The sequence below is a fragment of the Bartonella sp. DGB2 genome (assembly GCF_046843095.1).
Classification (GTDB): Bacteria; Pseudomonadota; Alphaproteobacteria; order Rhizobiales; family Rhizobiaceae; genus Bartonella.
Genome location: NZ_CP177325.1, coordinates 94,505 through 106,357, shown reverse-complemented (window position 1 = coordinate 106,357; position 11,853 = coordinate 94,505). Strand labels below are relative to the sequence as shown.

The window sequence follows — 11,853 nt, the reverse complement described above, 5'->3', positions numbered from 1 at the left end:
TATTCCCACCAAAAAATGGAATTAACATAGAGCAAATTATGGAAAAAAACATGAGTGATATTGCCCAAGAGGCCCGTATTCAGCCCCCAAACACGCGCAAACGCATTTTTGCAATCACTGCCAGTGCATCTGGCAACCTAGTGGAATGGTATGATTTTTACATCTATTCTTTTACCTCCATTTATTTTGCCTCGCAATTTTTTCCCTCCAATGGAGATACCGTAGCGGAACTTTTAAAAGCGGCGGGGGTATTTTTTATCGGCTTTTTGATGCGACCCATTGGTGGATGGTTATTTGGGCGTATTGCCGACCGCTATGGTCGTAAGCGCTCCATGCTTATCTCTATCTATATGATGTGCGCTGGCTCTTTTTTAATTGCCCTCCTCCCCACCTATGAGACAATCGGCATTGCAGCCGCTTTCTTGCTACTTTTAGTACGAATGCTACAAGGCCTATCCGTTGGCGGCGAATATGGAACAACCGCTACTTATATGAGTGAGATGGGCTTGAAAGGGCGACGCGGCTTCTTTAGCTCTTTTCAATATGTTACCCTTATTGGTGGCCAACTTTTAGCAAGCTTTGTCGTCTTTCTACTTACGCTCTCTTTATCTGAACCAGAATTAAAAGCGTGGGGCTGGCGAATCCCATTTTTCATCGGCGGTTTAGCCGCCATTATGGCCCTTTATCTGCGCCGCAGTCTTCCTGAAAGCGTAGCGCCGCAAACACAACAGAACAAAGAAGCGGGAAGCGTGATAAGTTTGTTACGCAACCACCGCAAAGCCTTTTTTCTAGTTGTGGGGTTCACAGCTGGCGGCTCCCTGAGCTTTTATACTTATACTACCTATATGCAGAAATACCTCATCACCTCCGCAGGCTTTGATAAATACACCGCCACCACCATTATGACGGCCGCCTTATTTGTCTTCATGCTGATTCAGCCCCTTTTGGGTGCCTTAGCCGATAAAATCGGCACCCGCACTTCACTTTTGTTGTGGAGTGGTCTTTCTACACTCGCCACTATCCCTGCTTTACATTTTATAAAAAATGCAGGAACTATAGAAATAGCCTTAATAGGTGTTGTTGGTATGATGTGTGTTCTGGCTATGTATACGTCAGTAGCAGGCATTGTGAAGGCGGAAATGTTTCCAGCATCTGTGCGCGCTCTAGGCGTAGGTTTGGCTTACGCCATTGCCAATGCCATTTTCGGCGGATCAGCCGAAACTGTAGCTCTGTGGCTAAAAGACATAGGGCACGAGGAGCTCTTTTACTATTATGTCAGTGGCATGGTTGGCTTGGCCTTTATCGCCGCACTTTTCACGCCAGATGCCCGTAAAAGCGGTTATCTACAAGGAGATGATATCCACTAAACACGCAAAAGCCAAAAAGTGCCATACTTTTTGGCTTTTAAAGCCTATCAAATGCATTTAAATCCTTAGCAACTAGGTAATAAAAAGTGATACGATTTTTGGCTCGGTCACCTTTCATCATCATCGCTACCCTTTTTACAGCTTCTTTTGCTGCTTCTGGTGTAGCTTTGAGTGTACCTTGCGCAAAGTTCTTTTCCACCCGTGCAACTTCTGCTGGATCACTTGTCGCCACTAGGGCGGCATCTGCATTACGCATGGTAAGCTCTAAACGCTTCGCTAGTTTTTCTATCGCCTCGTGATTAGGGTTAGAGTCATAAGCCTTAATATCTGCCACATAATCGCGCATAAAATTACACTCCTCTTAGTCAAGCTTTAGCCTTATAATTAGCGCGATAAAATTATCGACAACCCCTTCCCTTTGCCCCTGTCTTGGCTTATATATGAGAGGCTAGTTTTAGCTATAGTAATAAATGGACAATGGAATAAACCTATTGGACCCGGGGGCGGTACCCGGCGCCTCCACCATAAATTAACCTATTGGGTTGATTTATGAAGGGGGCGAAATAGGATCGACAAAGGCGTAAAGATTGCTCTTTTACTCGGTATTGTACCACCGTTATCGGACTAAATTAGTAGTTGCAAACGACAACTATGCGGAAGCACGTCTCGCTGCTTAATTGCGGTGCGAACGCTTCAAATTAAGCCTTAAACCGTCGCAGGTTTAAGCGGGGTTCGGAGGCACCTGGCAACAGAAGCCTTCACTAAATACTTAGTTTTCCATATAGCCTTCTCTATGAGAGGTCATGAGCCTAAAATAGATTAATTACAGGCACTTGATTAAAGTGTCAAAGCCCTAAAAAAAGAAGAGGCAACAAGGAAAATAATTACGGTGTCGCTTTTGCTTAACCAAGCAAGGGCGTGTAGATAAAGTAGGATGGGCTGCGATGATCCAAGATCAAATCCGTTATGATATTCTTGTGCAAGACGCGCTTCGTAGCGTGATTCGTAAAGTTTTGTCAGAGGTTGCTCAAGCTGGATTACCCGGGGATCATCATTTTTTTATCACCTTTGCAACTAACGTGGCGGGGGTAAAGCTTTCACCGCGCTTAAAAGCCCGTTATCCTGAGAAAATGACTATTGTAATCCAAAGGCAATATAAAGACCTTTACGTTGGTGAAACCAGTTTTGATATTGGCCTTTCCTTTGATCATATCATGGAAAAGCTTACCATTCCATTTCATGCAATCCAAGTTTTTTGTGACCCAGCGGCCTCTTTTGAAACTGCCTTTGATCTGCCCGTCGAGCCTGCAATGCCAACCGTGGATGCGCCAGTGCTAGAAGCAGATTCAGCTGTATCTCTTCCAGAAGAAAAATCAACTACCGGCGCCGATATTGTATCGCTTGATGCTTTTCGCAAAAATAAATAACGATTACGCTTTTGAAATCTACGGGGGAAGCATAAAAAAGCGCTACAAGACCCTTAACCAAAGGGCAACGCGAAAAATGCGCACTAGCACTTTTGTGTATCAAACGCTTTTTTCCCAGAACTAAACATAATAAGGCCGTATGCCGGCTAATCGCCCTATGTATAAATAGATATAAATTTGGACGCCCCAAGCCAATTAGAATGAAAATAATTACAAGCGGATGGGGGTGGTTTTTCATCTAAATCTAGCTAAGATACTTCCCCTTAATGCAACAATGAACTGGCCTCATTATGGATGATTTTTCCTCCCCTACCTTGCAAAAAACTTCTACTATTGCCGCAAAAGCGCTTGCCACCCGCAACCAAGGAGAGAAAGATAGCCTTTATCTTGAGGATCTCAACCACGAACAAAAACAAGCGGTGCTCGCCACTGAGGGGCCCGTTTTAGTGCTTGCTGGAGCAGGAACAGGAAAAACGCGGGTCCTTATCAGTCGTATCGCCCATATTCTGCAACAAAAGCTTGCTTTTCCCAGCCAAATTTTAAGTGTGACCTTCACCAACAAAGCAGCACGCGAGATGAAAACGCGGGTCAGTCGGCTTTTGGGTGGTGATGTGGAAGGCATGCCTTGGCTTGGTACCTTTCACTCTATTGGGGTGAAAATGCTTCGCCGCCATGCCCAGCTTGTCGGCCTAGAAAGTAATTTTTCTATTCTTGATAGCGATGATGTGATCCGCCTTTTAAAGCAAATCATTCAAGCAGAAGGGCTTGATGAAAAACGATGGCCAGCCCGCCATCTTGCAGCTTTAATTGACCAGTGGAAGAATCGTGGCTTAAGACCAGAACGTGCACCGCTTAACGAATCCTACTCCTTTGCCCAAGGTCGTGGACAGGAACTTTACGCTGCCTATCAGCAAAGACTAAAAACAATCAACGCCTGCGATTTTGGCGATCTTTTATTGCATCCTATCCATCTATTCCAGCATAATCCAGACATATTGGCCGAGTATCATCGCAAATTCCGCTACATAATGGTGGATGAATATCAAGACACGAATACCGCACAATATTTATGGTTACGGCTTCTAGCACAAAATAAGACAAATGGGTTGGTGAATCTATGTTGTGTAGGCGATGATGACCAGGCAATTTATAGCTGGCGGGGCGCTAATATTGAAAATATCCTACGTTTTGAGAAAGATTTTCCTAACACAACCGTCATTCGGCTTGAGCGCAATTATCGTTCAACCAATCATATCTTGGCAAGTGCTGCTCATCTTATCGCTCATAATGAAGGTCGGCTTGGTAAAACGGTCTTTGCCCACCGCAGCGCGCCAGACGACCCAAAAATCCACGTGCATGCAGCTTGGGATAGTACCGATGAAGCGCGCGCCATTGGTGAAGAAATAGAAGCCGCTCAGATAGCAGGAAAAGATCTTAACTCTATGGCTATTTTGGTACGTGCTTCTTTCCAAATGCGCGAATTCGAAGACCGTTTCCTCACCATGGGGCTAAATTATCGAGTAATTGGTGGCCCGCGCTTTTATGAACGGCTTGAGATCCGAGATGCCTTGGCTTATCTGCGTGTCATACGCCAATCCGATGATGACCTCGCCTTTGAGCGCATAATTAACACACCCAAGCGTAGCTTAGGCGATGTGACGGTACGCCTCCTCTATGAGCAAGCGCGCATACAAGGAACATCGCTTTTCAAAGCAGCATGGCAGAGCGTAGAAAATGGTAGCTTGCGCACTAAACCGCGTGCCATTTTGCGTGGCTTACTCGAGCAATTTGCCCATTGGCAAGAGCAGATTCCTCATATACCCCACACTGAATTGGCTCAAATGGTTTTGGATGAATCTGGCTATACAACCATGTGGCAAAATGACCCTGCGCCCGAAGCAGCAGGTCGACTAGAAAACCTAAAAGAACTAATCCGCTCCATGGAAGCATTCGAGAGCCTAGATAGTTTCTTAGAACATATAAGCTTGGTTATGGATATTGAGCAACAAGAAGATACTGAAGCAGTAACCATTATGACCTTACATGCTGCCAAGGGATTAGAATTTGAAACGATTTTTCTACCTGGTTGGGAAGAAGGACTTTTTCCCCACCAACGGGCTCTAGACGACGAAGGGCGCGCTGGTCTTGAAGAGGAACGCCGTCTCGCCTATGTAGGACTTACAAGAGCCCGTAAATATTTACACATTTGGTTTACGTCTAACCGCTTTATCCATGGCTTTTGGCAATGCACTAACCCCTCACGCTTCTTGGACGAATTACCGCCTGATCATATTGAGATTCCTACCCCTTCACACCAGCGTGATAGCTCTTATAGGCGGACATCAGTCCAACATAAGGGTGCAGATCGCGAGCCCTATAATGCAACGCGTTTTAGCGGAAAAACCATCGATATCCAAACTCAAAAAGTAACTTTCACTTTAGGTGAACGGGTGTTCCATAACAAATTTGGAAATGGTTCAGTCATCTTAATTGATGGAGATAAATTAACCATCCATTTCGACAAAGCCGGTGAAAAACGTGTTATGTTTGATTTTGTTAAAAAAGCCGCCTCTTAGAGGCGGATCAGATCCTGCAACTTACCCCAAGCGAGCTAACGCCATTTCAAAGAACGCTCAAACATAGCGGCGTAATACCTCACTTGAATTGCGTTCTACTTTATCGCATAGTGTTCTTATCCAACAACGTAGGCACTATCTAATGGTTTGCGGGTGAATTATATATACAACTTTACCCCGTTATTAGATTGCAATTACCTTTAAATCCGCACGGCATAAAGCCATGGGTTTATCTCAAACGGAGATATTTTATGAAAGCTGTTGCTTATATTATAGTTTTAACAGGAGTTTTTGTTGCCTCAGTTTTTGGTTACGATGCGCTGGTCAACCGCCCCTTGGGAGCTGATTTCACACTTGTCGATTCTAATGGCCGCACCGTCACTCAAGATGATATCCGAGCCAAGCCTACCGCCATCTTTTTCGGTTACACTATGTGTCCGGATATTTGCCCTACAACCCTTGGAGAGCTCACTCAATGGCTTGACAAGCTAGGTCCTGAAGCCGACAAACTAGGCGTATGGTTTGTCACTGTTGACCCTGAACGCGATACGCCTGAAGTACTACATGATTATCTTTCTAACTTTACCAATAAGGTGGTAGGCATTAGCGGCGACCCTGCTAAAGTTCATGCTATGGTCGCCTCCTTTAACATTGCTGCCAAAAAAGTCGAAGGCGAAGATGGTGACTATACCTATGACCACACAGCAGCAATTATCTTGATGAAAAAAGGCGGAAGGTTTGCTGGTATTATTCCCTATAACGTCGAAGAAAACAATAATGAACTCAAGGATGAAATTGCCCTAGAGCGCTTGAAAAAGCTCGCCCAATCTTGAAAATATATTTAGTTGATAGGATCCCGCCTTGCCTCATATCCGCCTTTCCTTTACCACCAAACAGCCCCATGCTGAACAGCTCTACCAAATTTTAGATAATGCTTTTGAAGAAGAAGGCTACCCCTTAGCCCTCACAGAGATTGATGAAAAGACCGACCTCTATGAGGTCTCACTTTACATAGAAACCGATGACCCTGCCCGCATGCAATACGAATTTGCTACACTTTGCGCAATTTCATATGCGGATGTAGCACTTGAGTTTATACCTGATATAGATTGGGTGAGCTGTAGCTTGGCAAAGCTCAAGCCGGTGCGCGCTGGGCGTTTTTTTGTTCATGGGAGTCATGACCGCGATAAAGTAAACAAAAATGATTTTGCCATTGAGATTGATGCAGGCCAAGCCTTTGGTACTGGCCACCACGACACCACCGCAAGCTGTCTCGCTATGATTAGCAAACATATCGAAACACTTGCACCACGCAATGCCCTAGACCTTGGTACGGGGAGCGGCGTTTTGGCTATTGCTTTAGCTATGGCCTATAAAATCCCCGTCTTAGCATCTGATATTGATCCTATCGCCATTAGCGTTGCAACCGATAATGTGCGCTTAAATGGAGTATCTCAATACATTGATTTAATCACCGCTGATGGTTTTGCTCACCCTAATTTAGCTACCCATGCTCCATTTGAATTAATCATCGCCAATATTCTTGCTAACCCTTTAATTGCGCTTGCTCCAGAAATGGTGAGCGCTTTAGCTCCCCGGGGAGGCATTATTTTATCAGGCATATTAGAAGAACAAGGCACGCGCGTTTTACAAGCTTATCAAAGCTTAGGGCTAGATCATCACGATAAGATTACACAAAACGGCTGGGTTTGTTTATACCTTACACGATAGGAGGAACCATGTATCAATCCTTTGAAGAAACAAGCGCCCCTCAATACGCGGCAAAACGCGTGACAGCTCTACGACAAGAATTAAAGAATTTGGGGCTTGATGGGTTTTTAGTACCGCGTGGCGATGAACATCAAGGTGAATATGTTCCGCCCTGTGCCCAGCGTTTAGCTTGGCTAACCAGTTTTACTGGCTCTGCGGGTTTTGCAATCATTTTTCATGACAGCGCTACAATTTTTACCGATGGGCGCTACAAATTGCAAGTGCGAGCAGAAACTGATGCAGCGCTTTTTTCCTATGAAGATATAGCCCAGACCAAGTTCATTCATTGGCTGGCAGAACGAGCAGCAGGTCGTACCATTGGTTTTGATCCCTGGCTTCATACCATGGGAGATATTGCCAATTTGCGTAAAGCCCTCGCCGCAAAGGGCGGCGTTTTACGCGCTATAGAAGAAAACCCAATTGATAAAATATGGGATGACCAGCCTGCTCCACCTTTAACACCAGTTTCTATCCACCCTATAGCGTATGCAGGCCAAAAAGCTGAGGATAAGTTGGCCATCTTACGCGCCGATCTTCAAGAAGCGCAAGTTGATTACACAATTTTGACAGATCCTTCTTCTATCGCTTGGGTCTTCAATATTCGCGGGCAAGACGTACCAAGAACCCCATTACCTTTATCTTTTGCTATAATCAGTCAAGAAGGACCTGCACACCTATTTATCGACCCACGCAAACTATCAGAAGAAATATCCACCTATCTACAGCCCTATTGTGTTGTACATCCACCAAAAGCACTTCTTTCCTTTATTGCTGAGGAGGCACAATCTAAAAAGACCTTTGGTCTTGACCCAACGCTATGCAACGAAAGACTCTATATGGCAGTGATAAATCATGGCGGTATGGTAGTAGAAATGCGTGACCCAGCCCGATTACCTCGCGCTATAAAAAACCCAATTGAGCGCGGAGGAGCGCGGCAAGCACATCTGCGCGATGGCATTGCGCTAATTCGCTTTTTTGCTTGGCTTGATGCCCAGCCGGCGGGGCGTGTTACTGAAATAAGCGCAGCCCAAGCGCTAGAGACATTCCGCGAAGAAATTGCAAAAAAAATGGGCGAGCCCCTACTTGATCTTTCTTTTGACACGATTTCAGGAGCAGGACCTAATGGTGCAATTATCCATTATCGCACTAGCACTAAAACCAACAAAACCTTAACAGCGGGCATGCTTTATTTGGTCGATTCAGGCGCACAATACCGCGATGGTACGACCGATGTCACGCGTACCATAGCCATTGGCGAAGTAGGTGCAGAAGAAAAGCAATGCTTCACGCAAGTGCTAAAAGGGATGATCGCTTTAAGTTGCGCTCGTTTTCCGCCTGGCACCCGCGGCATAGATCTTGATGTTTTGGCTCGCAATGCTTTATGGAAAGCAGGACGTGATTACGCCCACGGCACCGGCCATGGCGTAGGTTCGTATCTAAGCGTTCATGAAGGACCACAAAATATTTCCTCCCGCGGCATGCAGGAATTGAAAGCAGGTATGATTCTTTCTAACGAGCCTGGCTATTACCGCGACGGTGCTTTTGGTATACGCATTGAAAACTTAGTACTAGTGCACGAGCAACAAACTATTGAGGGTGGTGATCTCGCCATGTTAGGGTTTGAAACACTTACTCTCTGCCCCATTGACAAACGGCTGATTGCTGTAGAACTCTTAACCCAAGAGGAGCGCTCTTGGGTTAATGCCTATCATGCTGATATATACAAACGTACATATACTTATTTGAATGTAGACGAGCAAGCGTGGTTAAAAAAGGCAACTACCGCCTTATGAGACTTAGCACCAGTATTTGGCGCGGGGGCCTTCAAACAGCCCTCTCCAGCAAAAGATATAAATCATCCCCCATAGCTCGCCTAAAAGCGGCCTCTCGTCTGTATGAAATTTATTATTTTTATGGATCTGCTTATTGCGTATTAACTTTGAGTATCTTTATATGATTTATTTATTTGAAAAGAAATCTCTCATAAAAATTTTTATCTATATCAGAATTTATAATAAATCAAATTTATTGTAAACTTTATAGTATTTTTTAATTACATAATAAATTAATTTTCTATTGTATACTTTATTTCCAAAACATGCTTCTGTTTATATTGATCCTACATTGTTTAGGCTATCTAATATATTTAATAGAAAGTTAATGGACTTACTATTGCGCACCCATATTTCAGATAGTGCCAAATCTCTTTATTGTATTTTTTTCGTTTTTACATAATTCTAAACATTCTAATTTATTTAATCTGTCAGACTAGGCATCCATGCCTATAAGGTATATTTCTTTCATATCGCACGGGCGCGCATTTATAACTAAAAAATCACCCATGGTGAAACTATTAAAAATCTCTAGTTTTTTTAAGCATTATCATAATATATTTATTTATACTCGCGTTTTTAATGAAGATAAATATACATACCACTGGCAATTAATCAAGCTGTGCACACATTTATATATGGGAACATCTCGTGGATTAAACAATATAACACTACACGCAGAAAGGAAAAAATACACTTTGAAAAATCAGTAATACGTCAAAATTATGTAAAATTTATAGTGTACTAATTTCTAATCAGTGGTAATCTTACCATTTTAAAGAGGAGGAAACAGCTATGATTTGTAACAAAACCGTCCATACCCTTTTATTGTGCGCAACAACGCTCAGCGTCGGGCTTCTACCACTTCCCGTACTGGCCATTGAAGCAAACGACAAACACGATACGGTCATTTATAACAACACTATAGAGCCCCCCACTCTCGACCCACAGCTCGCAGGGGACACCACATCTGACGCTGTAATTTCCCAATTATTTGAAGGCCTGACCGTTAGGGATAATAAAGGCCAAACGGTTTCTGGTGTCGCCAAATCTTGGGATAATAAAGATAATCTGATCTGGACCTTCCATTTACGAGAAGACTCGCGCTGGAGCGATGGGTCGCCTGTTACTGCACAAGATTTTGTTTATAGCTTTCGCCGTCTCGTTGACCCAAAAACCGCCTCACCCAATGGGATGTACCTCGCGCAAGCGTATGTAAAAGGCGCAGCAGAAGCTGCTATCGGCAAAGCAAGTGTTGAAGATCTTGGGGTCAAAGCCATTGATGACCACACCCTTGAGATTACTCTCACCCAGCCTTTGGCCTATTTTATTGATATGTTGGCTCTTCCCGCACTAAGCCCCGTCAAGCAAAGTGTAATAGAAAAATATGGAGACTCATGGACAAAAGCTAAAAATATTGTGGTCAACGGACCTTATCTCCTTACGAATCACGTAGTGAATGAAAAAATTGAATTTAAAAAGAACCCAACTTATTGGGATCGCGATCATGTGACAATCCCTCACGTAATTTTCCTAGAAATCTCCAATCCGCTTTCTGCTTATAACCGTTATCGTGCCAATGAGCTACACATAGCTGTTGTAAGCTTCCCAGTCACTCTTTTAGAAAAAGCAAAAAAAGAATACCCGCAAGAATACCACCGCTCTCCTATCGCTTGCACGTCATCAGTCGCTTTCAATATGAAAAAAGTGGCTGATGTACGGGTGCGCAAAGCGCTACAATTGGCTTTTGACCGCGATGCAATTGATAATAAAGTATTCAAAGGCAGTCTTGCTATTACTTATAGTCTTACACCCACATACATGAATAATGCTAATTTCACTATCCCTGATGAAATCTCTAACTTAACGCAGAAACAACGCAATGAGAAAGCAAGAAAACTACTAGAAGAAGCAGGATATAATAAAAACAACCCCCTTGTGTTAACCTATTCTTATGCTACAGCGCCCAGCAACCAACAATTCGCCATTGCTTTAGCGGCAATGTATAAACAAAACATTGATGTTATAATCAAACTTGATAACCAAGAATGGAAAACATTGCTTCAAAATACTCAACAAGGTAATTTTGAATTCGTCCAACGAATTTGGTGTGCTGATTATAACGATCCTTCTACCTTCCTCGACACTTTAATGACAAGCAATAGTAATAATATGGGCTCCTATCATAGCGCAGACTTTGATAAACTTATGGCTGAGGTTTTAACGGCGCCCAATGCAACAGCTCTCCACGCCCTTTATCAAAAAGCCGAAGATCTAATTGCTAGGGATGCCCCGATCATTCCCTATGCTACGATAGTTTCTAATACGCTGCGCAAACCATGGCTTAAAGGATTAGGTGAAAGCCCTTTCCCAGGCACTTCATTCAAATTCTATTCTATAGAAAATTAACCTATTCACACAAGCCATGCTTCCGCCAGCCGCTTAATAGAGCGCTCTAAGAAAAATTGAGAAAAACCAGATTAGCGCGTTCCAGGAGGAAATGACCATCAGCAAAAACAGAATAGTTTTAACTTGACGTTCGCGAGCTTTACATTGGCCTGGGGAAGGGATTGGCAATATTTTGGTAGAAAAAGGTCTTTTGTAGCTGGATCATTAATTTATTTTATTGCATCTGTGTTACAGTTATCATATCTATGTGCTGGACTTTTCCCAAGGCTTGGGTGGTGTCAGGGGGGGGCGGTATTTACTTGCGGTAGTTCTATCATTATCCAAAATTTTGAGACGAGCGCTCGTGTACGTGCATTCACCTTTTTTGGTACAATAGTTTTGGTATCACTTTTGATCCCACCTTATCAGGTTGGCTGTCAAGCGTGGTAGGTTGCCGCTTGATTTTTCTAGTTCATACGTACCTTTATTATGA

The 11,853-nt window shown here is 43.6% G+C and carries 8 protein-coding genes and 1 other RNA gene; 8 read left to right on the top strand and 1 reads right to left on the bottom strand.

Annotation, left to right across the window (positions count from 1 at the left end):
- Positions 1-59 precede the first annotated feature (59 nt).
- Positions 60-1,367 (top strand): MFS family transporter, encoded by a 1,308-nt coding sequence (locus ACK28X_RS00540; RefSeq protein ID WP_412058248.1) that lies wholly within the window; start codon positions 60-62, stop codon positions 1,365-1,367.
- A 37-nt stretch (positions 1,368-1,404) separates the two neighbouring features.
- Here ACK28X_RS00540 and ACK28X_RS00535 read toward each other — a convergent pair whose 3' ends face one another.
- Positions 1,405-1,713: a DUF2853 family protein gene (locus tag ACK28X_RS00535; protein ID WP_412057765.1), complete on the bottom strand. Its 309-nt coding sequence runs from the start codon at positions 1,711-1,713 to the stop codon at positions 1,405-1,407.
- A gap of 62 nt (positions 1,714-1,775) precedes the next feature.
- Between ACK28X_RS00535 and ssrA the strand changes: the two genes are divergently transcribed.
- The 7 genes from ssrA to ACK28X_RS00500 all read left to right on the top strand — a co-directional run bounded on the left by ssrA (position 1,776) and on the right by ACK28X_RS00500 (position 11,381).
- Positions 1,776-2,130: a transfer-messenger RNA gene (gene ssrA / locus ACK28X_RS00530) on the top strand.
- A gap of 181 nt (positions 2,131-2,311) precedes the next feature.
- On the top strand, positions 2,312-2,794 hold the full coding sequence (locus ACK28X_RS00525) for an SspB family protein (RefSeq protein WP_412057764.1): 483 nt from the start codon (positions 2,312-2,314) through the stop codon (positions 2,792-2,794).
- Positions 2,795-3,084: 290 nt separating this feature from the next.
- Positions 3,085-5,370, top strand: coding sequence for an ATP-dependent helicase (locus tag ACK28X_RS00520; RefSeq protein ID WP_412057763.1), 2,286 nt, complete (start codon positions 3,085-3,087; stop codon positions 5,368-5,370).
- Positions 5,371-5,621: 251 nt separating this feature from the next.
- Positions 5,622-6,203, top strand: coding sequence for an SCO family protein (locus ACK28X_RS00515; protein ID WP_412057762.1), 582 nt, complete (start codon positions 5,622-5,624; stop codon positions 6,201-6,203).
- 28 nt (positions 6,204-6,231) lie between these two features.
- Complete coding sequence (locus tag ACK28X_RS00510) at positions 6,232-7,101, top strand: 50S ribosomal protein L11 methyltransferase (protein WP_412057761.1); 870 nt, start codon at positions 6,232-6,234, stop codon at positions 7,099-7,101.
- A gap of 8 nt (positions 7,102-7,109) precedes the next feature.
- A complete protein-coding gene (locus ACK28X_RS00505; protein WP_412057760.1) occupies positions 7,110-8,933 on the top strand; it encodes an aminopeptidase P family protein in 1,824 nt (607 codons plus the stop codon).
- A gap of 834 nt (positions 8,934-9,767) precedes the next feature.
- Positions 9,768-11,381, top strand: a complete 1,614-nt coding sequence (locus ACK28X_RS00500) for a peptide ABC transporter substrate-binding protein (RefSeq protein ID WP_412057759.1) — start codon at positions 9,768-9,770, stop codon at positions 11,379-11,381.
- Positions 11,382-11,853: the final 472 nt, after the last annotated feature.